Source organism: Erwinia sp. TECH1 (assembly GCF_054057575.1).
Map to the genome: position 1 here is coordinate 716593 of NZ_JBSRZK010000001.1, position 19875 is coordinate 736467.

23 protein-coding genes and 1 other RNA gene are annotated in these 19875 nt (G+C 55.5%); 7 read left to right on the forward strand and 17 right to left on the reverse strand.

Going from position 1 to position 19875, the window contains the following annotated elements; all coding sequences use genetic code 11:
- Positions 1-39 precede the first annotated feature (39 nt).
- The 4 genes from dolP to ACVWZ0_RS03210 are packed head-to-tail and all read right to left on the reverse strand — an operon-like array spanning position 40 to position 3634.
- Positions 40-612, reverse strand: coding sequence for a division/outer membrane stress-associated lipid-binding lipoprotein (gene dolP, locus ACVWZ0_RS03195; RefSeq protein WP_253455797.1), 573 nt, complete (start codon positions 610-612; stop codon positions 40-42).
- A 9-nt stretch (positions 613-621) separates the two neighbouring features.
- Positions 622-1212 (reverse strand): DnaA initiator-associating protein DiaA, encoded by a 591-nt coding sequence (gene diaA / locus ACVWZ0_RS03200; protein WP_125290352.1) that lies wholly within the window; start codon positions 1210-1212, stop codon positions 622-624.
- A gap of 29 nt (positions 1213-1241) precedes the next feature.
- A complete protein-coding gene (locus ACVWZ0_RS03205) occupies positions 1242-1634 on the reverse strand; it encodes a YraN family protein (protein ID WP_253455794.1) in 393 nt (130 codons plus the stop codon).
- On the reverse strand, positions 1592-3634 hold the full coding sequence (locus ACVWZ0_RS03210) for a penicillin-binding protein activator (protein WP_253455791.1): 2043 nt from the start codon (positions 3632-3634) through the stop codon (positions 1592-1594). Before ACVWZ0_RS03210 ends, ACVWZ0_RS03205 begins: the two co-directional genes overlap by 43 nt.
- Positions 3635-3696: 62 nt before the next feature.
- Here ACVWZ0_RS03210 and rsmI point away from each other — a divergent pair, with 62 nt between their 5' ends.
- Together rsmI and rnpB are read left to right on the forward strand one after the other, a co-directional pair.
- Entirely contained in the window at positions 3697-4554 is an 858-nt protein-coding gene (rsmI, locus tag ACVWZ0_RS03215; RefSeq protein WP_253455789.1) for a 16S rRNA (cytidine(1402)-2'-O)-methyltransferase, read from the forward strand.
- Positions 4555-4586: 32 nt separating this feature from the next.
- An RNA gene (gene rnpB / locus ACVWZ0_RS03220) (RNase P RNA component class A) lies at positions 4587-4964 on the forward strand.
- 186 nt (positions 4965-5150) lie between these two features.
- On the opposite strand, the gene ACVWZ0_RS03225 is transcribed toward rnpB, so the two are convergent.
- Positions 5151-5507 (reverse strand): hypothetical protein, encoded by a 357-nt coding sequence (locus ACVWZ0_RS03225; RefSeq protein ID WP_253455787.1) that lies wholly within the window; start codon positions 5505-5507, stop codon positions 5151-5153.
- A gap of 148 nt (positions 5508-5655) precedes the next feature.
- Here ACVWZ0_RS03225 and ACVWZ0_RS03230 point away from each other — a divergent pair, with 148 nt between their 5' ends.
- The gene (locus ACVWZ0_RS03230) at positions 5656-5883 is read left to right on the forward strand and encodes a hypothetical protein (protein WP_253455785.1); all 228 of its coding nucleotides are present in this window, start codon (positions 5656-5658) and stop codon (positions 5881-5883) included.
- A 47-nt stretch (positions 5884-5930) separates the two neighbouring features.
- Here the strand turns inward: ACVWZ0_RS03230 and ACVWZ0_RS03235 are convergent, their stop codons facing one another.
- Positions 5931-6635, reverse strand: a complete 705-nt coding sequence (locus ACVWZ0_RS03235; RefSeq protein ID WP_253455784.1) for a pirin family protein — start codon at positions 6633-6635, stop codon at positions 5931-5933.
- Between the two features lie 128 nt (positions 6636-6763).
- On the opposite strand from ACVWZ0_RS03235, the gene ACVWZ0_RS03240 reads away from it, so the two are divergent.
- Entirely contained in the window at positions 6764-7678 is a 915-nt protein-coding gene (locus tag ACVWZ0_RS03240) for a LysR family transcriptional regulator (protein WP_125290359.1), read from the forward strand.
- A 6-nt stretch (positions 7679-7684) separates the two neighbouring features.
- Here ACVWZ0_RS03240 and ACVWZ0_RS03245 read toward each other — a convergent pair whose 3' ends face one another.
- Positions 7685-8671: a glutathione S-transferase family protein gene (locus tag ACVWZ0_RS03245; RefSeq protein WP_253455782.1), complete on the reverse strand. Its 987-nt coding sequence runs from the start codon at positions 8669-8671 to the stop codon at positions 7685-7687.
- A 327-nt stretch (positions 8672-8998) separates the two neighbouring features.
- Here ACVWZ0_RS03245 and ACVWZ0_RS03250 point away from each other — a divergent pair, with 327 nt between their 5' ends.
- Entirely contained in the window at positions 8999-9286 is a 288-nt protein-coding gene (locus ACVWZ0_RS03250; protein WP_253455780.1) for a hypothetical protein, read from the forward strand.
- A 160-nt stretch (positions 9287-9446) separates the two neighbouring features.
- On the opposite strand, the gene ACVWZ0_RS03255 is transcribed toward ACVWZ0_RS03250, so the two are convergent.
- The 9 genes from ACVWZ0_RS03255 to ACVWZ0_RS03295 all read right to left on the reverse strand — a co-directional run bounded on the left by ACVWZ0_RS03255 (position 9447) and on the right by ACVWZ0_RS03295 (position 15107).
- On the reverse strand, positions 9447-9839 hold the full coding sequence (locus ACVWZ0_RS03255; RefSeq protein ID WP_253455778.1) for a DoxX family protein: 393 nt from the start codon (positions 9837-9839) through the stop codon (positions 9447-9449).
- 209 nt (positions 9840-10048) lie between these two features.
- Entirely contained in the window at positions 10049-10330 is a 282-nt protein-coding gene (locus ACVWZ0_RS03260; RefSeq protein WP_253455775.1) for a YqjK-like family protein, read from the reverse strand.
- Complete coding sequence (locus tag ACVWZ0_RS03265) at positions 10330-10722, reverse strand: phage holin family protein (protein WP_125290364.1); 393 nt, start codon at positions 10720-10722, stop codon at positions 10330-10332. Before ACVWZ0_RS03265 ends, ACVWZ0_RS03260 begins: the two co-directional genes overlap by 1 nt.
- Positions 10723-10724: 2 nt before the next feature.
- Complete coding sequence (locus ACVWZ0_RS03270; protein ID WP_125290365.1) at positions 10725-11030, reverse strand: DUF883 family protein; 306 nt, start codon at positions 11028-11030, stop codon at positions 10725-10727.
- 41 nt (positions 11031-11071) lie between these two features.
- A complete protein-coding gene (locus ACVWZ0_RS03275; RefSeq protein WP_148101255.1) occupies positions 11072-11446 on the reverse strand; it encodes a DUF1090 domain-containing protein in 375 nt (124 codons plus the stop codon).
- A 165-nt stretch (positions 11447-11611) separates the two neighbouring features.
- Positions 11612-11986, reverse strand: coding sequence for an EnvZ/OmpR regulon moderator MzrA (gene mzrA / locus ACVWZ0_RS03280; RefSeq protein WP_253455772.1), 375 nt, complete (start codon positions 11984-11986; stop codon positions 11612-11614).
- The gene (locus ACVWZ0_RS03285; RefSeq protein ID WP_253455768.1) at positions 11983-12657 is read right to left on the reverse strand and encodes a DedA family protein; all 675 of its coding nucleotides are present in this window, start codon (positions 12655-12657) and stop codon (positions 11983-11985) included. Before ACVWZ0_RS03285 ends, mzrA begins: the two co-directional genes overlap by 4 nt.
- Before the next feature lie 304 nt (positions 12658-12961).
- Entirely contained in the window at positions 12962-13738 is a 777-nt protein-coding gene (exuR, locus tag ACVWZ0_RS03290; RefSeq protein WP_253455764.1) for a transcriptional regulator ExuR, read from the reverse strand.
- 67 nt (positions 13739-13805) lie between these two features.
- Complete coding sequence (locus tag ACVWZ0_RS03295; RefSeq protein WP_253455761.1) at positions 13806-15107, reverse strand: MFS transporter; 1302 nt, start codon at positions 15105-15107, stop codon at positions 13806-13808.
- Between the two features lie 351 nt (positions 15108-15458).
- On the opposite strand from ACVWZ0_RS03295, the gene uxaC reads away from it, so the two are divergent.
- Positions 15459-16868: a glucuronate isomerase gene (gene uxaC, locus ACVWZ0_RS03300; RefSeq protein ID WP_253455758.1), complete on the forward strand. Its 1410-nt coding sequence runs from the start codon at positions 15459-15461 to the stop codon at positions 16866-16868.
- 179 nt (positions 16869-17047) lie between these two features.
- Positions 17048-18535, forward strand: a complete 1488-nt coding sequence (locus ACVWZ0_RS03305) for a UxaA family hydrolase (RefSeq protein ID WP_253455755.1) — start codon at positions 17048-17050, stop codon at positions 18533-18535.
- Between the two features lie 99 nt (positions 18536-18634).
- Here ACVWZ0_RS03305 and sstT read toward each other — a convergent pair whose 3' ends face one another.
- The gene (gene sstT, locus ACVWZ0_RS03310) at positions 18635-19873 is read right to left on the reverse strand and encodes a serine/threonine transporter SstT (RefSeq protein ID WP_253455753.1); all 1239 of its coding nucleotides are present in this window, start codon (positions 19871-19873) and stop codon (positions 18635-18637) included.
- Between the last annotated feature and the right edge of the window lie 2 nt (positions 19874-19875).

Genomic DNA, 19875 nt, shown 5'->3' on the forward strand with positions numbered 1-19875 from the left:
ATAAAAGTGAAAGCCCGGCATTGGCCGGGCTTTTGCTGCTTATTGCAGAATAGTGAACGCGGTGGTGACGTGCTTCACGCCGCTGACCCGGCTGGCGATATCGGCCGCCGCTTTGGCTTCTGCGGTAGTTACCAGACCTAAAAGGAACACTTCGCCGTTTTCGGTGGTGACCTTCACGTTAGAAGATTTGACCTGGTCGCTGGAAAGCAGGTTGGAACGCACTTTGGTAGTGATCCAGGTATCGGAAGAGGCCGTGCCAAAGCTGGCCTTCTCGCTGGTGCGGATTTCGTTATAGACCTCGGTTGCGCCATCCACGCCGACGGCGATCTGTTTAGCGCGGTTAGCGACATCGGCGCTCGGCGCCTGGCCGGTCAGCAGCACTTTGCCCTGGTAGGCCGTTGCCACGATGTGGGCTTCTTTTTTGATCTGGTTGTCTTTCGCCAGCGCGTTGCTGACGCGTAACTCCAGCGTGCTGTCATCAACCTGGGTGCCCACGGTACGCGGGTCGGTGGCCGTTTTGGTGGCGACCGCCGCGCTGCCGATCACGGCGGCAACGCAGCCCTGTAGCATCAGCGCGGTCAGCACGATGGCGGTTGCGGAAATCAGCTTCATCATAGCTCCTTAAACGTCCTGGTGGGGAAACAAGGTGTTATCGATCAAATCGCACAGGCAATTCACGGTTAACATATGCATTTCCTGAATCCTCGCGCTCCGGTGCGAGGGAATACGAATTTCCACGTCCTGTGGACCCAGCAAACCGGCGAGTTCGCCGCCGTCATAGCCGGTCAGCGCGACAATCGTCATATCGCGCGTTACCGCTGCCTCAACGGCCTTCACAATATCACGGCTGTTGCCGCGCGTTGAAATGGCCAGCAGAATATCGCCAGCATGGCCCAGCGCGCGGACCTGCTTGGCGTAGATTTCGTCGTGCAGGCGATCGTTGCCGATTGCCGTCAGCAGCACGTTATCCGCGCTCAGCGCTACCGCAGGCAGGCTGGGGCGCTCGGTTTCGTAACGGTTGATCATACTGGCCGCAAAGTGCTGGGCGTTGGCGCTGGAGGTGCCGTTGCCACAGCTCAGCACTTTATTGCCGTTCAGCAACGACTGGACAATCGTCATCGCCGCGCGCGAAATAGCATCCGGCAGCGCTTCCGCTGCGGCTATCTGCGTCTGAATACTTTCGGTAAAACAAACTTTGATTCTTTCCAGCACGTTTTTCACCTGGCAAGTGGTTGGCGAAATTACTCCGCCGTAAAAGCATCGGACAACCAGTCCGTTCGTGCGCCGGTTATCGCTACCACATCAAAGCGGCAGCGGGCGCTCTCAAGGCTGCTCTGGCGACCGTTCAGCCATAAGGCTGCGGCTTTCAGCAGCTTTTGCTGCTTGCTGCGGGTTACGCTGGCGGCGGCACCGCCGAACCGATCGTTACGGCGATAGCGCACCTCTACGAAAACCCACGTCTCGCCATCACGCATAATCAGGTCGATCTCTCCGACGCGAAAGCGGACGTTAGCCGCGATAAAAGTTAATCCTGCACCTTCCAGCAGGCGGCGGGCCTGTAGCTCATAGCCCGCCCCCGTTTGCTGACGGCTCAGGATGCCGGAACGATTTGTCCCTGGCGATACTGGCTCCATACCAACTTCCTGTTGATGACGCAGTCCTGGGTGGCGCTCAGGTTGCCGGTTTCCCCCTGCAGCCGGAAGCCCGGCAGCTGGCGCACTTCATTGAAGTGATTGGCCAGGGTCCAGGCGTCCACGCCCATGGCATAGAGACGAACCTGAGAGTAATCGTTGTTAAAGTTTTTAGCCGCCTGCTGCATCAGCGCGGGATTAGCGCCCGACAGCAGCGGGATATCGCTGAACTGCACGCCTTCCATCTCCAGACGATAGTCCGGGCCGCTGCCTGCCTGATAGCTGCGCGAGCTGGCATAAATCTGTGCCATATTGCGGCTGCTGACGCGCATGGAGAGGGAAGGCTTGATAAGCGCCATCTCATCCTGCGTCGCCACGACATACAGCGAATCCACGCTGCCGTCGCCTGCCGCTGGCGTATCCGCCTGCGGCGCCGGAATGGTCAGGCCCGCAATAGTTACGCCCTGCGGCTGCTGCGGCTGAGCAACGATCGGCGTACCGGTCAGACGCAAGCCCGCACCGCTATTAATGCCCTGCTTCAGCTCGCCCTGCGAACCGAACTGCTGTTGTAGCACGGTCGCGCCGCCCAGCTGCTGCCATTCTGCAGCAAATGCTTTGCTGACGCGATCGCCCAACGAGCTGCGCGGCACCAGCAGCAGCGGCGAACGCTTGCCCTGATCCCACATATGATGCGCGGCGTCACGCGCTTCGTCTTCAGGAGAAAGCGCAAAGTAACAAAGATTCGGATGGTTCTGTACCGTCTCCGGCTCGTTAAGCGCCAGGATATTCAACGGCGTTTGTAAGGCAGCTAAACGCTCGACGTTGCTTTTCAGCAGCGGGCCGACCACCAGCGTGGCACCGTCTTTCTGCGCCTGCGCCAGCACCTGATCTATCGGCTGGCTGCTGGTGTCGTAGACCTGAACCTGCGCCGAACTGGATGGCGGCGCGGTTTGCGCCACGCTGCCGTTCTGCACGGCAGGCTGAGCGGCGCTATCGCTGTTTTGCGCAGCTGGCTGAGCAGCAGCGCTATCGGTGGCCGGACTGGCTGCTGCTGGCACGGCGTTGGCATCGACAGGCGTGGCGGTATTGGCGTCAACAGGTGCGGTGCTGGCGGCGGCGGCCTGCGGCTGTGCAGCCGGCTGGGCCAGCGCACCATTGCGTGCGTCGTCAAACCCTTTCTGAATCGCTTTGGCGAAGATCTGCGCCTGGCCGCTTAACGGCAGCAGCAGCGCAATTTTACCGGTCGACGACTGCTGGAAGTTCTGCACCTGGCTCAGCGCCGTTGGCAGCATTTTCGCCGCCGGGTTGTTAGGATAGCGCGTCTGCCAGTCGCTGATGCCCGCTTTCAGCATCGTGGGATCGCTGACGTTGGCCTTATAGACGTTGAGCAGATCCAGCCAGCCCTGTAGCGTGTTTTCATCGGCGTTGATCACCAGGCCGTTGGCCTGCTCTGGCGTCATCTGGCTCAGCGCCAGCCAGGTTGCATCAATATTTTTCTGCTTATCGGCTGGCGAGCTCAGCAGCGGTTCCTGCGCAATATAAGCGCGCAGCTGCGTTAATCCCTGGCTGCCGGCAATTTGCAGCTGGTAGTAACGGGCCTGCTGCTCCTTCGACAGGGAGGCGGCATCAATCTGCTGCAAAAGCTGCGCCGCGCCGGCCGCATCCTTCTGCATCACCTTGAGCTGCGCCTGTAGCAGCAGCGATTCCTGATGCTGGACATCATTCAGCTGCTGCGGCAGGTTGGCCAGCTGGTCGCTGGCCTGAGGAATTTTTCCTTCGTTCAGCAGCGCCCGGATTGCGAGTAATTGCCAGTCAACCTTGTTATCATCTGAACTTTGCTGCATTTGCTGCAAATAAGAGTCGGAAGTGCCTGTCGCGGTGCCCTGCACGTTGACCGTCGGCGCCTGTGGGCCCTGGCCGGAACAACCGGCAAAAATCAGGGCCGCCAGCAGCAGAGGCACGCAGCGTCCTGCTTTGTTATGAATGACTTTCGAAGGAAGCATACTGTATCCAGTTATGTTTTTTTCAAGATGCTCAATATTAAATCGGCAATTCGGATCAAACAATGAAACAACGCGAAGAGATTTCGGCCAGCACGCTCTACATCGTTCCCACACCGATTGGTAACCTGGGCGATATTACCCAGCGTGCGCTCTCGGTGCTTGCCAGCGTCGACCTGATCGCAGCGGAAGATACACGTCATACCGGGCTGTTGCTACAACATTTCGCCATCAATGCGCGCCTGTTCGCATTACACGATCACAACGAGCAGCAGAAGGCGGAAACGCTGTTGGCAAAGCTTCGGGACGGGCAAAGCATAGCGCTGGTTTCCGATGCCGGCACGCCGTTGATTAACGATCCCGGCTATCATTTGGTTCGTCTTTGCCGGGAAGCGGGCGTAAACGTGGTGCCGTTGCCTGGCGCCTGCGCGGCGATTACAGCATTAAGCGCGGCGGGGTTGCCGTCCGATCGATTCTGTTACGAAGGGTTTCTGCCCGCCAAAAGCAAAGGCCGTTGCGACACGCTGCGCGCGCTGGAGCAGGAATCCCGCACGCTGATTTTTTATGAATCCACCCATCGCCTGCTGGAAAGCTTACAGGATATGGTCAGCGTATGGGGAAGCGAGCGCTACGTAGTCCTGGCGCGGGAAATCACCAAAACCTGGGAATCGATTCACGGCGCGCCGGTGGGCGAGCTGCTGGCCTGGGTTAAAGAAGACGAAAATCGCCGCAAAGGCGAAATGGTGCTGATTGTGGAAGGCTATCAGGCCGTGGAAGACGCGCTGCCGCCGGAAGCGCTGCGCACGCTGGCGCTGTTGCAGCAGGAGCTGCCGCTGAAAAAAGCCGCCGCGCTGACCGCCGAAATTCACGGCGTAAAAAAGAATGCGCTCTATAAGTATGCGCTGGAGCAGCAAGAGGGGTGACAAACCGCGCGGAATGCCCTATTATCCGCGCCGAAGCTGACCAGACAGTCGCCGCTTTGTTGCCGTCCTCCTTCGGGGGAGACAGACAAAGGGGAGGAAAGTCCGGGCTCCATAGGGCAGGGTGCCAGGTAACGCCTGGGGGGCGCAAGCCCACGACCAGTGCAACAGAGAGCAAACCGCCGATGGCCCACTTGTGGGATCAGGTAAGGGTGAAAGGGTGCGGTAAGAGCGCACCGCGCGGCTGGCAACAGTTCGTGGCACGGTAAACTCCACCCGGAGCAAGGCCAAATAGGGGTTCACAAGGTACGGCCCGTACTGAACCCGGGTAGGCTGCTTGAGCCAGTGAGCGATTGCTGGCCTAGATGAATGACTGTCCACGACAGAACCCGGCTTACCGGTCAGCTTCAACATTTTCAGTAAGAAATCCGCTTCGGCGGGTTTTTTGCTTTCTACGGCAGAACCGTCCACGACGCTTTTTATGAAAGGAAAGCGGCTTACCGGTCAGCTTCAACATTTTCAGTAAGAAACCCGCTTCGGCGGGTTTTTTGCTTTCTGCGGTGCGGCCTGTTCACAATGCTTTTTGTGAAAGCAAAAGCTTAAAAGCGCGAGTCTTTGCAGCGCGCCGCCATGGCGGAAACCGCCGCGCTGACGTCAGGCTCCTTAGCATAATAGAAGGTCACGCTGGATTGTTGACGGCCTGCTGCCGCAATTTCAATCCAGGCCACGTTGTCGTAATTTCTGTCCGTCAGATTATACTTTTCAATACCTTGAGTCAGGCGGCCGTCCCGCTCCAGCCGAAGGTGCTGACTCTGCGCCGCAGCAAAAAGACAGTCGGCAACATTGTGTGGATATCCCTTCAGGTAGACCTGTTTCATGTCAGGATGCGTCCCAATGCGCCCTAAATCGACACAGCCAACCAGTAAAAGCACAAACATCACAGCCAGCTTTTTCATTCCCTGCTCCTCGTGTTATCGCTCACCTCTGACAATAGGCCAGAGAAAATCAACGTGCGATTAACGAACGAAATTTACCTGAGGATATAAAATAACTACGGCGCTTTGAAAATTTTAACCGTAAGCGTTAACGCTGAGGAGATAAACGATGAAAAGATCGATACTGGCCACCCATTTAGGGCTGTCTGAAGAAGAGCTGGACGAGATGGATCTGGACCCTGAAGATTTAGACGAGGGAAAAGTAGAAGAAGAGAGCAACACCTTCTTTTTTACCGTGCCGGAAAACACGCCTCAGCATATTTTAGGCAAAAAAGGCTGGTCAATCGGCGAGAGGGTCGCCGTGCCCATCAGCTTATTTGACGTATCAGGCAGCTAAACCCGTCATGCATCGCTGGCGAGTTTTACAGGAGTAGGCAACGGCGACTACTCGGCTAAATCAATCACCAGCGCGCGCGTTGGCGTGGTTGCCGTTATCGTCACGCTCTGCTCTTTTTCGATAAATGCGCCGTCGCCGCAGGCAAGCGTCTGCCGATCCGCTGAAGATGCGGTCACGGTAAAGCCGCCGTGAATCGATTGCAGATAGGCGCGCGAACCACGTAACGGCAGCGTCACATCTTCGCCCGGTTGCAGTCTCAGATGATAAATCCAGGCCTGTTGGCGAAGCTGCAGGCTCTGTTGTGCACCGTCCGGCGAGGCCAGCAGTATGGCGCTCGCGTTAGTCGGGATCGACAGGCATTGAATCGCCGCGTTTTCCCTGTCGGGACAGGCGTCCAGCCAAAGCTGCATACGCGTCAATGGCTTCTCGCCACTGATATTATGCTCGCTGTAGCTGATCCCCGGTTGGGCAGCCAGCAGCAAAGCTTCGCCCGCGCGCGCCACGACATGGTTGCCGTCGCTGTCGCGGTACTCCGCTTCGCCCTGCAGGATCAGATTAACAACATCGACCTTTGGCCAGGTTCTGGGTTGGAAGGAAGCCCCTGGTGTCAGCACTTCCTGATTGAGCACGCGTAAAGAGGCGTAGCCCAGCAGTTGAGGATCAAAATAGTGGCCGAAGGAAAACGTGTATCGCGCCTGGAGCCAGCCGTAATCGGCTTGACCACACTGTTGTACGGTGCGACTGGTAATCATATTTTCCTCCTTATTAACCGGCAAACCGCGTCGGTCATTTATTATGCCGCTATAGTAAGGCGCTGGACGCCAGATTGTTAGCCAGTTAATCTGCTTGCCATATTCAAAAATCCTGAAAGAGAACCGCTATGGCAAAAGATCGCGCTCTGACGCTGGAGGCGCTGCGAGTAATGGATGCTATCGATCGACGCGGCAGCTTTGCGGCGGCGGCAGATGAGCTGGGCCGCGTCCCTTCAGCGCTCAGCTACACCATGCAAAAGCTGGAAGAGGAGCTGGACGTGGTGCTGTTTGACCGCTCCGGACACCGAACTAAGTTTACCAACGTAGGACGCATGCTGCTGGAGCGGGGCCGGATTTTGCTGGAAGCGGCCGATAAGCTGACCACCGATGCGGAAGCGCTGGCGCGGGGCTGGGAAACACAGTTGACTATCGTTACCGAAGCGTTGGTTCCTTGCGAATATCTCTTTCCTTTGATTGATAAACTTGCCGAAAAAGCCAATACGCAAATCGCGCTGGTGACGGAAGTGCTGGCGGGCGCCTGGGAAAGGCTGGAGCAGGGCCGCGCGGATATCGTTATCGCGCCGGATATGCATTTTCGCGCCTCTTCAGAGATCAACACCCGCAAGCTGTACAGCATTATGAGTGTGATCGTCGCCAGCCCGGATCATCCTATCCATCAGGAACCGGAACCGTTATCGGAACCATCACGGGTGAAATATCGGGGTATTGCCGTAGCGGATACGGCGCGCGAGCGCCCGGTACTGACCGTACAGCTACTGGATAAGCAGCAGCGGCTGACCGTCAGTTCAATCGAAGATAAGCGCCGTGCGCTGCTGGCCGGGCTGGGCGTGGCGTCCATGCCGTACCCGATGGTGGAAAAAGATATTGCCGAAGGGCGTCTGCGTGTTGTCAGCCCGGAATACAGCAAAGAGGTCGATATCATTATGGCCTGGCGCCGCGACAGCATGGGCGAAGCCAAATCATGGTGCCTGCGGGAGATCCCTAAGCTGCTGGCGAAGCGTCACGCGCCGCTCAGGGGATAACGCCGGCTAGCGGAAGCGTTCATCGCGCCCGTGTGGCTCGTCCCAGTCGAAAGCCGGGCCGGTCGAGATAACGCCGTAGGGATTGATCGTCTTGTGGCTACGGTAATAATGATGGCGGATATGCGCCAGATCGACCGTTTCAGCGATGCCCGGCAGCTGATAAATTTCTCGTAAAAAGCCGCTCAGGTTCAGATAGTCGCTAATACGATAGCGATCGCATTTGAAATGCGTCACATAAACCGGATCGAAGCGAACTAAGGTCGTCCACAGACGCAGGTCCGCCTCGGTCAGCCGGTCGCCGGTCAGATAGCGATGCTGCCCCAGCATTTGTTCAAGCCTGTCCAGTGACTGGAAAAGGGCGGTGACCGCCTCGTCATAGGCCGCCTGAGAAGTAGCGAACCCCGCTTTATAGACGCCGTTGTTAACGGTGTCGTAAACCCAGCCGTTCACCTCATCGATTTTGGCGCGTAAGTCCGCCGGATAGTAATCGCCGGCGCGGGCGCCTGCCGCGTCGAATGCGCTGTTAAACATTCGCAAAATATCGGCTGATTCATTACTGACGATAGTCTGCTGCTGCTTGTCCCAAAGTACCGGGACGGTGACCCGGCCGGTATAGTCCTTATCAGCGTGCAAATAAAGTTGATACAGGAATTCGTTCTGATAAAGGCTGTCGCCCGTCGCGCCCGCAAAATCTTCATCAAACGTCCAGCCGTTTTCCAGCATCAGCGGATGGACTACCGATACGGAAATAAGCTTTTCCAGCCCTTTTAGCTGACGCATCAACAGCGTTCGATGCGCCCAGGGGCAGGCAAGCGAAACATAGAGGTGATAGCGATCCGCCTCGGCACGAAAACCGGCTTTGCCGTCTGCGCCGGCAGAGCCGTCGGGCGTTACCCAACTGCGCCAGGCAGAATCAGAACGTTTAAAGCGCCCGCCCGTGGATTTTGTGTCGTACCAGTTATCGTGCCAGACGCCGTCAATAAGCTGTCCCATGTAAACTCCCTGATAATTAAATGATAATAAAAGAATATAACCTGTTATCAGAAAAAAGCTCGTTACTTTCTCCTAAAAATAATTATGCGATAAAATAGAGGGTATCAGGTTGGTTTTTTTAACTTTACTGGATGTAATGCCCCGGCTTTATAATTAAAAGCGCTAATTACATTCTGGTTTTCACCATTAATACAATGCCTGTTTTAAGGCTGCCTTTATTCTGTATTGATTTGGGCCTGTAGATATTTGACTTTTTTTGCTGGCTGTCATTAAAATAGTTCTCGCCTGCTTTATGGCGTGGGGTTATTAATAAAAAAGGAGAATTTTATGCGTGAATTAAACAGCCAGGAAGTTGAAGTTGTCTCAGGTGCTGGCTTTTTTGCAGATTTAGGTAAAAGCATTGGCGCAGCCATTGGCGGCGTTGTGGATCTGGGCACGTCAGCGGGTGGCCTGACAACGGATGCAACCTCGGCGGCGGGTACGCTGGGATCCGGTATCGGCAGCATTCTGGAACTGGATTTCATTAGCGCTATTACGAATATCGGTTCCGGCATCGTCGGTATCGTTAATTTTGGTATCAGCGCTATCTCACAGATCAAAAATAAATCGGCTTAATTGGCGGTCTGGTTCGGAGAGTCACATCCCCTGGCATTATTTTTATACCGTACAGAAAAATTAACGTTATAGTCGTCTGGTTAAGAAATTGGTTAATCTTTTAATCAGATACGCTGGCGCTTATTGAAAGCAGGGCATAAAGCCCTGCTTTAATCATTGTTTATTTTTTTCTTTTAATTAAGCGGTCGATACTGTATGCACCAGGGCCGGTAATAAACAGCAGCAGATAACCACCAGAGATACTCATATTTTTCATAAAGTTAATAGAGTTACCGTCTACGCTGAAATTACTGTGAAACACAAATGCGGTAATCAGCGTAAAAATGGCGGTGGAGATGGCGGTAAAGCGCGTCAGGAAGCCAAACAGGATAGCCAGACCGCCGCCGAACTCCAGCAAAATGGTCAGCGGCAGTAAAAAGCCCGGTACGCCCATTGCTTCCATATACTGTTGCGTGCCCGCATAACCGGTAATTTTTCCCCAGCCCGCCACGATAAACAGGACAGGCATCAAAATACGCGCGACCAGAAAGCCGATATCTTCTAATTTTTTCATGTTAATCCCCGATAAATTTTATCTGGCCGGAATAGCTCCTGGCCGCATGAAGCCCGGTTATGACGCTGAATACGCGTTAATTCCCGGTCGTTGCAGAAGATAATATTCGTCAGGAGAGAGGATTGTAAGCGAGTTAAACTGTCAAAGTTCTTCAGAAAAATTGAGTATTCAGGTTCAGCGAGGCTGAACCTGAGAAAGAACAGAAAGCATCAGCGGCCCGGCAGGAAGTTGCGTACCATACGCACCGTACTCCAGATACCCAGGCCGCGCTTGGCCCAGCGGGTAATACGGCGTGGATTACGCACCGACCAGATAGCCGCCAGGCCGCTGCCGACCGCAATATAACGCTTCAGGCTGAGCAGCGTTAGCCAGCCGCGATCGTAACGGGCAGTACTTTCCAGCCAGAATTTCTTTTGGATGCTGAGATCGAGCCGCTGCTGTTGGATCTGACGCAGCAGTTCGGCCTTACGCTCGTCACGCTCGCGGCTCATTAATCGTTCTCCAGTAGCTTACGATCGGATTTCAGTTCTTTACGGGTAGCGCCCAGAAGGGTAGAACGACGAGATTTGGCCAGCGTCCAGAGTCCAAAGAACAGCGCTAATGCAAAAAGCACCGCCGTGGTAATGCCGATAGCCATCAGGCGATACTGTGCATCCACCGCCCAGATAATGAGCACCATCAGGCTCATCAGGCCAAAAGCGGTAAAGAGCATGGTCAGCCCGACCATGATCAACAGCTGGATCAGGTTCGCCTTCTCTTCTTCCAGCTCCACGACGGCCAGCCTGACGCGGGTTTCTACAATCCCGACCAGAGTGGTGACGAGGCGCTGCCCGATGTTGATGACCCCTTTGCCTGGGCCCTGGCTTTGCTGGGAATCTTTCATTGTTATCGACGCGTCAGCAGCACGCCCAGCACTACGCCGATAGCGGCGCCGATGCCCACGCTGGTCCATGGATTTTCGCGCACGTAAACGTCCGCATTATCGGCAACTTCACGCGAAGTTTTGGCGAGGCGATCGCCGGAGTCGCCTAAACGTGCGCGGGTATCTTTCAGCGCGCTCTGTGCTTTGCTACGCAGCTTGTCCAGCTCGTTTTTTGATTTGTCAGTGGTGTTGCTCAGCACTTCTTCCAGCGTATCCGCCAGATTCTTTAATTCCGCACGCAGATGATCGGAAGTGATATCTTTTGACATAACAAACTCCTTTATAATCAGTAATGAGAATCCTGCCTGCCTCAGTAAGGGGCGGCCTGGACTTCCTTCAGTTCACGTTTTGCTTCTGCCAGCTTGCGTTCACGTTTAGCGATTTTCTCTTTATCATCGCCATCCGCTCTCTCCTGGTTCAGCTCTTTTTGCCGCTCTTCCACTTTCTGCTGCAGCTCATCGATCTTTTCCTGATGACTCGCCTTCAGTTTGTCGTCCGTACAGCCCGCGCGAGCCTCCGTCAACGCCCGCTCCAGACCAGTAACGCGGCGCTGGTTGTCGTGCTGACGGGCTAAATCGATCTCGTGCTGAATGTCCTGCTCTTTTTGCAGGCACAGCGAGTCTGCCGCCTGAGCGAAAGTGGTCAGGGATAAAAGGCTGAGGCCAAGGATCGTGCGGTATTTCATAAAGTGACCTTCCATTGTTTGGGTTCGCTGATACAACCCCGTTAATCCTGTCATGCTTGCCGCTTACGCCGGCCAGTTAAGCATAGTCAGGAAATGCGGAAAGCTCAAAAAGAGAGAAGATTCTTAAGGATAGAGGCCCGGAAGTGGCACTGCCGGGCACGTTTCTTAGCCAATGCTCTGCTTATGCGGGCTGATGCGGCTGAGCCACTCAGAAGATTGTTCGAGCTGAGCGATATCAAAGCCTTCCGGCAGCAGGCGGCGCAGCACTTTCTCGGCGGCGGTACTTTGCTCCTGTGAATCAAATTTAATCACCAGCGTGTTTTTATCCGGCGTGATGCTTTTAATATGGATGCCTTCCGCGTTCAGCCGCTGATAGACATAGAAGCCGTCCGGCACCGTAATACCCTGGCGAGAGGCCCGAATTTGCAGCGCCGTTTCACCGCCAAACAGGGCAGGCAAAAGCGCAATCATTGTCAGCGCAACCGATGCCAGCGCCACCAGGCCCAGTATTCGTTTGCGGGAAGCGTAATTTTTCATCATGAGTTTCCTTTCTCATTCATAGTGCGTTTCTTTTTCCATAAAACATAAAGCGACCCAAACAGGCCGACAACCAATAAAATCAGCGGCAGCATCATCAGGCAAGCCATCAGCTGATCTTCATACCGCTGAAAAAGAGGCGTTCTGCCCAGCGCAAAGCCCAGCACCGTCAGGATCAGTACCCAAAGCAGCCCGCTCACCCAGTTGAAGAACTGAAAGCGCGCGTTGTTTAAGCCCGACAGCCCGGCAATGGTCGGCAGCAGCGTGCGGACAAAAGCGATAAAGCGGCCGATCAACAGGGCCGAAAGCCCGTGGCGATGGAACAAAGCGTGCGCGCGCTGATGGTACTGCGCGGGTAGATGGGCGAGCCAGCGCTGCACCGTGGCCGTATTGCCCAGCCAGCGCCCCTGAATATAGCCTACCCAGCAGCCCAGGCTGGCGGCGGTAGTCAATACCAGCAGCGTAAGCGGAAAATTCATCGTGCCTTTGGCAATCAGCACGCCGACCAGGATCAGCAGGCTGTCGCCCGGCAGGAAAGCGGCAGGAAGCAGGCCATTTTCCAGAAATAAGATCATAAACAGCACTAAATAGATTGCCCAGACCAAGGAGGGATCGGCCAGCATGACATAATCCTGGTGCCAGAGGGCATGGACCAGCGCTTTTAAAATATCCATAAAGTGTCCCTGAATAGCATTTTCGCCATGTTCCGGCAAAGTTCATCACAAATGGTTGTAGTTAGTATGCGTGCGGAACCTGGTCTTAACACGAAAAAAAGAAACAAAGGTGAAAATAAACGGCCTGTCGGGCTTGATACGCCGGGCCGTCAAATCGTTATGAATGCGGTCTGATAAGCCTGGGCAAAGCCAGCATTACCGTTGTTGTACAGGCGCAATCAGGAGGTGCAAAGGAGTTTTACACAGGCTGACATAATTAGAGGGTTAACTGCAATAATTTCGCCGCCTGGCGGCGGCAAAACCCTTACTTATCGGTCACAGAGATGCCTTTGATGGCGACAACGGGATTTTCAGTAAACATGTAACGATCGATGCTGGGTTCAAAATCGTCTGAAGTGGCTTTAAACAGCATCTGGCGGGTATGTTCAAGGTGCTGCCACATGGCCAGCTTGCTGCCGGCCGGATCTTTACGCATCAAGGCGTTAAGTATGCGATCGTGATCGTCACACCAGCTTTCCATAGCGCTGTCGTCAATGTGTTCATGCAGTTTCAGCCAGTAGGGGTTGTGCAAACGGTGCAGCCACATTTTTTCTACAATAGCGGCCAGCGCGCCGTTTTGCGTGGCGCGGGCAATCTGCACATGGAATTTTAAATCCCATTCTGAATCACGGAAGCGATCTTCTTTTCTGGCCTGCTGCTGGATTTCCATTAACTGCTGAATATGCTGCCGGGTTACCTGAGTGGCGGCAAACTCTGCCACATTGCTTTCAATCAGCTGGCGAGCCTGTAGCAGTTCAAACGGGCCAAAGCTGGCAAATTCTGACTGTTCGTCCGGAACGACGCTGTTTCTCTGGTGTTGTGAGATCACATGGATACCTGAGCCTTTGCGTACCTCAACGTATCCTTCTACTTCCAGCATGATGATCGCTTCACGCACCACAGTGCGGCTGACGCCCATTTCTTCTGCAATAAAGCGTTCAGCCGGTAATTTCTCGCCAACGGCATAAACCCCTTCCTCCAGACGACGTTTAAATTCCGCAGCGAGCTGCTGGTAAAGACGTCGGGATTCGGCCAACACCATAATCTTTCTCCTGCCGCACAATGATGGAATTTGTTATACCACTTCCGCCGGGCGGGAGAAACCCGGACTAGCGCGCGGCGGCCCCGGCCGACCTGACGCTCTGCTGCTTCTGATCGACTGCGGGTTGGTTGCTTAATAATGTCCAGATAGCTACTGCGCCAAGCACATCCATCAGCGCCAGCACGGCGAACAGCGGACTGAATCCCAGCGTGTCCGCCAGGGCGCCGACGATCAACGCAAACAGCGTGCTGGCGCTCCAGGCCGCCATCCCCGTCAGGCCATTGGCGGTCGCCACTTCATTGCGGCCAAACACATCGGAGGAAAGGGTTATTAACGCGCCCGACAGCGCCTGATGAGCAAAGCCGCCTACGCAAAGCAGGGCAATCGCGGTGTAGGGACTGCTGAATAAGCCAATGGTGCCGGGAGCAATCATCAGGAGCGCGCCCATAGTAACCACCAGCTTACGCGAGACGATAAGATTGACACCGAACCAGCGCTGGAACAGCGGCGGTAGATAGCCACCGATGATGCAACCAAGATCGGCGAACAGCATCGGCATCCAGGCGAACAGCGCAATTTCTTTCAGATTGAAGCCGTAGGCCCGAAACATAAACAGGGGGATCCAGGCGTTGAACGTTCCCCATGCGGGCTCAGCCAGAAAGCGCGGCAGCGCGATCCCCCAGAATTGCCTGCTGCGAACAATTTGCCAGGCGCTCATTTTGGTCGCATTGCTGACCTGATGGTGCGCTTCCTGGCCTGAAAGAATGTACCGACGCTCGGTTTCATGCAGTTTTTTATGATCTTTTGGATGCTGATAAAAAATCAGCCAGCATAACGCCCAGATAAAGCTAAGGATGGCGGTAACAATAAAGGCCATCTGCCAGCTGTGCGCCACGATAGCCCAGACAACCAGAGGCGGTGCCAGCATGGCGCCAATGGACGAGCCGACATTAAAATAGCCTACCGCGATAGATCGTTCTTTGGCCGGAAACCATTCGCTGCTGGCTTTTAATCCGGCGGGGATCATCGCTGCCTCTGCCGCGCCTACGGCGGCACGAGCCAGCGCCAGTCCCGTCCAGCTATTGGCCAACGCCGTGGCTCCGCAAAAAATCGCCCAAAGAATGGCAAACAGAGCGTAACCCACTTTCGTTCCCAGCACGTCAAGGATATAACCCGCGACGGGTTGCATCACGGTATAGCAGGCCGAATAGGCGGCGACGATATAGGAGTACTGCTGGGTCGTGATATGCAGCTGTGATTCCAGCGTAGGCGCGGCAACGGCAATCGTATTGCGTGTCAGGTAGCCCAGCACGGTGCCCAGCGTGACCAGACCTATCATATACCAACGCAGTCCTTTGATTTTACGCATAAAATTCTCCCGCTTTTTCTAATCCCTATTGATTTATGGCTTCCTTTTCAACGCGGGACGGCTTGCTGGTTGGCACCCGCACGTTAACTCTCCAACCGCCGTACTGTCAGGAGGCTGAATGCCGCAACAATAACTTGTCATACAGATTCTAAAGGAGAGAAACGTCACAATTGCAGCCCAGGCGGCTAATGTTTTTTTAATATTATATTAATCAATAGGTTATTTTTTGTCCCGGCAACGCCGTCAGGCGTAAATGGCATTTTTGTGATCGGGGTTGCACAAAATTACGCCGTATCTCAATAATTGGTATGATAACTTTGCAGCAAAGGATGTTGACCACAGGAGAAGGGTATGTCGGGTTTTATGCAGGAAGATTTTTTGCTGTCGGGGGAGTTTGCGCGCCGCTTGTACCATGAGTTTGCGGCCGGGCAGCCCATTTTTGACTACCACTGCCATCTGCCGCCGCAGCAGATTGCCGAGGATTATCGATTCAAAAATCTGTATGACATCTGGCTAAAAGGCGATCATTACAAATGGCGAGCGATGCGGGCGAATGGCGTACCGGAAGCGCTGATTACCGGTAACGGCAGCGATCGTGAGAAGTTTGCCGCCTGGGCCAGCACGGTGCCCGATACCATTGGCAATCCTCTTTACCACTGGACGCATCTTGAGCTGCGCCGACCTTTTGGCATTACGGACACGCTGCTGTCGTCGGAAACGGCGGAAGAAATATGGTCGCGGTGCAACGCGCTGTTGGCACAGGATGCGTTCAGCGCCCGCGGTATCATGCAGCAGATGAATGTGAAAATGGCGGGCACGACCGACGATCCGGTCGACGACCTGCGCTACCATCGCCTGCTCGCTGAAGATGCCAGCTTCACTGTCAAAATATTGCCAGGCTGGCGTCCTGATAAGGCGTTAAATCTGGAGGCTGGCGGCTTCTGTGACTATCTGCAAAAACTGGCTGCGGTTAGCGATACGGATATTGTCCGCTTCGACGATCTCCGTCAGGCACTCAGCCGCCGGCTTGACCATTTTGCCGCTCACGGCTGTAAAATTGCCGACCATGCGCTGGATGTTGTGCTGTATGCCGATGCGGACGAAGCCACGCTGGACGGCATCCTGGCGCGGCGTCTTGCCGGAAAAAGCCCGAACGAGCTGGAGATTGCGCAATTTAAAACGGCGGTGCTGGTATGGCTTGGTGCGCAGTATGCTCAGCGCGGCTGGGTTCAGCAGTATCATATCGGCGCATTGCGTAACGCCAACAGTCGTCAGTTTGCGCGGCTGGGGCCGGACGTGGGCTATGACTCTGTTAACGACGCTCCGATCGCCGTACCGCTGGCGCGTTTGCTGGATGCCCAGCACCGAAAGGATGCGCTGCCAAAAACCATTCTCTACTGCCTGAACCCACGGGATAACGAAGTTATCGCCACGATGGCCGGCAATTTTCAGGGCGAAGGAGCGCCGGGCAAAATGCAGTTCGGTTCCGCGTGGTGGTTCAACGATCAGAAAGACGGCATGACGCGACAGCTGACGCAGCTGGCGCAAATGGGCATGCTCAGCCGTTTCGTTGGCATGTTAACCGACAGCCGCAGCTTTCTCTCCTACACGCGGCATGAATATTTCCGTCGCCTGCTGTGTGAAACGATCGGTGGCTGGGTGGATAACGGTGAAGCACCGGCCGATCTCAATCTGCTGGGCAAAATGGTGGAAAACATCTGTTTTAACAATGCGCGCGACTATTTTGCCGTTGAGCTGTAACCGCCGTCCTGAACCGTTGCGGCTCCGCTACCAGTACGGACAGAAAACGCCCTGGGCGAAACGCAATACCGGGGAAGGAGCGCAATGCCGTACCGGGACTGACCGCAAGGGTAACGGTATTTGTGCCACGACTTATCAGCAAGGGCATACGCCAGCCCCGCTTAGCTGAGGAAAACATTATGCAGCGTTATATCCGGATCGATCCTGAAGATAACGTCGCCGTCGCGCTGGCTGACCTGGCGGAAGGCGAGGCGCTGGAAGCAAACCGGCACGTAATCGTGTTGCAACAGCCTGTCGCGCGTGGGCACAAGTTCGCCCTTTTACCGCTGGCTGTGGATGAGCCGGTTATAAAATATGGCCTGCCTGTTGGGCATGCCACCCAGGCGATCGCCGCAGGGGAAGGGGTCCATTCTCATAACCTCTGTACCAATCTTGGGGACGTAAATGCCTATCGCTATCGGCCGGATTTCGTCACGCTGCCAAAACCGGCTGGCGATCGCGAAGTGCAGATTTACCGCCGCCGTGACGGCAGGCCCGCCATTCGTAACGAACTCTGGCTCCTGCCAACGGTTGGCTGCGTCAACGGTATAGCAAAGCAAATGGTGGCCCGCTTTATGGCAGAAAGCGAGGGCGCGACAGATATTGACGGCGTTTTCCTCTTCACCCATCCGTATGGCTGCTCGCAGCTGGGAGAAGACCATCTCAATACGCGCACCCTGCTGCAAAATATGGTGCGCCATCCAAATGCCGGCGCGGTACTGGTGATAGGTTTGGGCTGCGAAAACAATCAGATCGATGCTTTTCGCGAGACGCTGGGCGAAGTGGATGCCGATCGCGTCGGCTTTATGACGCTACAGCAGCACGATGATGAAGTGGAAGCCGGGCTGGCTCAACTACGTCGCCTGTATAAAGCGATGCGTAACGATCGCCGCGAGGCTGGACGGCTAAGCGAGCTGACGTTTGGCCTGGAATGCGGCGGCTCGGATGGCCTTTCCGGCATTACCGCTAACCCCTTGCTGGGACGTTTCTCAGACGAGGTGATAGCCAACGGCGGCACCACCGTGCTGACGGAAGTGCCTGAAATGTTTGGCGCCGAACAGACCCTGATGAACCGCTGTCGGGACGAAGCAACCTTTCGCAAAACTGTCGATATGATTAACGATTTCAAGCGTTATTTCCTGCAGCACCATCAGCCCGTTTTTGAAAACCCTTCGCCGGGCAACAAAGCGGGCGGCATCACTACCCTGGAGGAAAAGTCGCTGGGCTGCACGCAGAAAGCGGGTCGGAGCCAGGTGGTGGACGTGCTGAAATATGGCGAGCGCGTACGCAAGCCGGGGCTGAATTTACTCAGCGCGCCGGGCAATGATGCCGTGGCGACCAGCGCGCTGGCGGCGGGCTGTCATATGGTGCTGTTCAGTACCGGCAGGGGCACGCCCTACGGCGGCTTTGTGCCCACCGTTAAGCTGGCGACCAACAGCGAACTGGCGGCGAAGAAACCGCACTGGATCGATTTTGATGCCGGGCCTTTGCTTCAGGGCGTGGAGATGACGACGCTACTGGAAAAATTTATCGATCTGCTGGTGGAAATCGCCTGCGGCCGTCAGACCAGAAACGAGCTGAATGATTTTCGCGAGCTGGCGATTTTTAAAAGCGGGGTGACTTTATAGCGGGCGCGTAACGCTGCGCGACAGGGCGAGAAACCCCACCCGTTCGGCAGGGCAGGATTTCTCGCTGAGCAGGGCGCCATCTTTTGACGGCGCCGCCGGTTAAGCTTTTTGTTCCACCCGACGCTCTTCGGCCATGCAGGCCGCGGCGGTAAACAGAATATCGGCGGAAGAATTCAGCGCCGTTTCGGCGGAGTCCTGCAGAACGCCGATAATAAAGCCTACGGCTACCACCTGCATCGCCACATCGTTAGGGATGCCGAACATATTGCAGGCGACGGGGATCAGCAGCAGCGAACCGCCCGCCACGCCGGACGCGCCGCAGGCGCAGATGGAGGCCACAAGGCTAAGCAGGATCGAGGTGCCGATATCTACATGGATGCCCAGCGTATTCACCGCCGCCAGCGTCAGCACGGTAATGGTGATGGACGCGCCCGCCATACTGATATTGGCGCCCACGGGGATCGAGACGGAATAGGTGTCTTCATCCAGATTAAGCTTCTTCGCCAGCGCCATATTTACCGGGATATTGGCCGCCGAACTGCGGGTAAAGAAGGCGGTGACGCCGCTTTCCCGCAGGCAGGTAAAGACCAGCGGGTAAGGATTACGGCGGATCTTCCAGTAGACCAGAATGGGGTTGATAACCAGCGCCATCAGCAGCATACAGCCCAGCAGCAGGGCAAGCAGATGCGCGTACTGCCACAGCGCCGAAAAGCCGGTAGAGGCCAGAATCGACGCCACAAGGCCGAAAATACCGACAGGAGCGAAGCGGATCACGATACGCACCAGATAAGTCACGGCGTCGGAGGCATCATTCAGGAAAGCGCGCGTGGTGTCGCTGCTGTGGCGGAAAGCGAAGCCCAGGCCAATCGCCCACACCAGGATGCCGATATAGTTGGCATGCATCAGCGCGTCGATCGGGTTGGAAACCATGCTCATCAGCAGGCCGTTTAAGACGGCCAGGATACCGGACGGCGGCGTGATTTCATTATTGGCGGCGCTCAGCGTCAGCGTCTGCGGCAGCAAATGGCTGAACGCCACAGCCAGCACGGCGGCAAAAAACGTGCTCAGCAGATACAGTATCACGATAGGGCGGATAGAGGTTTTCTGGCCCTGCTTGTGGTTGGCGATAGAGGAGATCACCAGCACCATGACCAGCAGCGGCGCTACGGCTTTCAGCGCGCTGACAAACAGTGAGCCGAACAGGCTGACGGAAAGCGCGCTCTCTTTGGAAAACCACGCCAGCGCCACGCCAGCGACCAGACCGATCAAGATCTGCGTAACCAGGCCTGCCTGCATCAGACGCTGCAACAGGCCGGGACGATTCTTTTCATTACTCATAT

Bases quoted from the DNA above. Each gene is read 5' to 3' on its own strand.
- ACVWZ0_RS03265 (WP_125290364.1), bottom strand. From the start codon at position 10,722: ATGAAAGATTCCCAGCAAAGCCAGGGCCCAGGCAAAGGGGTCATCAAC.
- ACVWZ0_RS03205 (WP_253455794.1), bottom strand. From the start codon at position 1,634: ATGGAGCCAGTATCGCCAGGGACAAATCGTTCCGGCATCCTGAGCCGT.
- mzrA (WP_253455772.1), bottom strand. From the start codon at position 11,986: ATGATGAAAAATTACGCTTCCCGCAAACGAATACTGGGCCTGGTGGCG.
- ACVWZ0_RS03275 (WP_148101255.1), bottom strand. From the start codon at position 11,446: ATGAAATACCGCACGATCCTTGGCCTCAGCCTTTTATCCCTGACCACT.
- dolP (WP_253455797.1), bottom strand. From the start codon at position 612: ATGAAGCTGATTTCCGCAACCGCCATCGTGCTGACCGCGCTGATGCTA.
- ACVWZ0_RS03230 (WP_253455785.1), top strand. From the start codon at position 5,656: ATGAAAAGATCGATACTGGCCACCCATTTAGGGCTGTCTGAAGAAGAG.
- ACVWZ0_RS03305 (WP_253455755.1), top strand. From the start codon at position 17,048: ATGCAGCGTTATATCCGGATCGATCCTGAAGATAACGTCGCCGTCGCG.
- exuR (WP_253455764.1), bottom strand. From the start codon at position 13,738: ATGGTGTTGGCCGAATCCCGACGTCTTTACCAGCAGCTCGCTGCGGAA.
- ACVWZ0_RS03235 (WP_253455784.1), bottom strand. From the start codon at position 6,635: ATGATTACCAGTCGCACCGTACAACAGTGTGGTCAAGCCGATTACGGC.
- uxaC (WP_253455758.1), top strand. From the start codon at position 15,459: ATGTCGGGTTTTATGCAGGAAGATTTTTTGCTGTCGGGGGAGTTTGCG.
- ACVWZ0_RS03285 (WP_253455768.1), bottom strand. From the start codon at position 12,657: ATGGATATTTTAAAAGCGCTGGTCCATGCCCTCTGGCACCAGGATTAT.
- ACVWZ0_RS03270 (WP_125290365.1), bottom strand. From the start codon at position 11,030: ATGTCAAAAGATATCACTTCCGATCATCTGCGTGCGGAATTAAAGAAT.
- ACVWZ0_RS03250 (WP_253455780.1), top strand. From the start codon at position 8,999: ATGCGTGAATTAAACAGCCAGGAAGTTGAAGTTGTCTCAGGTGCTGGC.
- ACVWZ0_RS03295 (WP_253455761.1), bottom strand. From the start codon at position 15,107: ATGCGTAAAATCAAAGGACTGCGTTGGTATATGATAGGTCTGGTCACG.
- ACVWZ0_RS03225 (WP_253455787.1), bottom strand. From the start codon at position 5,507: ATGAAAAAGCTGGCTGTGATGTTTGTGCTTTTACTGGTTGGCTGTGTC.
- rsmI (WP_253455789.1), top strand. From the start codon at position 3,697: ATGAAACAACGCGAAGAGATTTCGGCCAGCACGCTCTACATCGTTCCC.
- ACVWZ0_RS03245 (WP_253455782.1), bottom strand. From the start codon at position 8,671: ATGGGACAGCTTATTGACGGCGTCTGGCACGATAACTGGTACGACACA.
- ACVWZ0_RS03255 (WP_253455778.1), bottom strand. From the start codon at position 9,839: ATGAAAAAATTAGAAGATATCGGCTTTCTGGTCGCGCGTATTTTGATG.
- ACVWZ0_RS03240 (WP_125290359.1), top strand. From the start codon at position 6,764: ATGGCAAAAGATCGCGCTCTGACGCTGGAGGCGCTGCGAGTAATGGAT.
- sstT (WP_253455753.1), bottom strand. From the start codon at position 19,873: ATGAGTAATGAAAAGAATCGTCCCGGCCTGTTGCAGCGTCTGATGCAG.
- ACVWZ0_RS03210 (WP_253455791.1), bottom strand. From the start codon at position 3,634: ATGCTTCCTTCGAAAGTCATTCATAACAAAGCAGGACGCTGCGTGCCT.
- ACVWZ0_RS03260 (WP_253455775.1), bottom strand. From the start codon at position 10,330: ATGAGCCGCGAGCGTGACGAGCGTAAGGCCGAACTGCTGCGTCAGATC.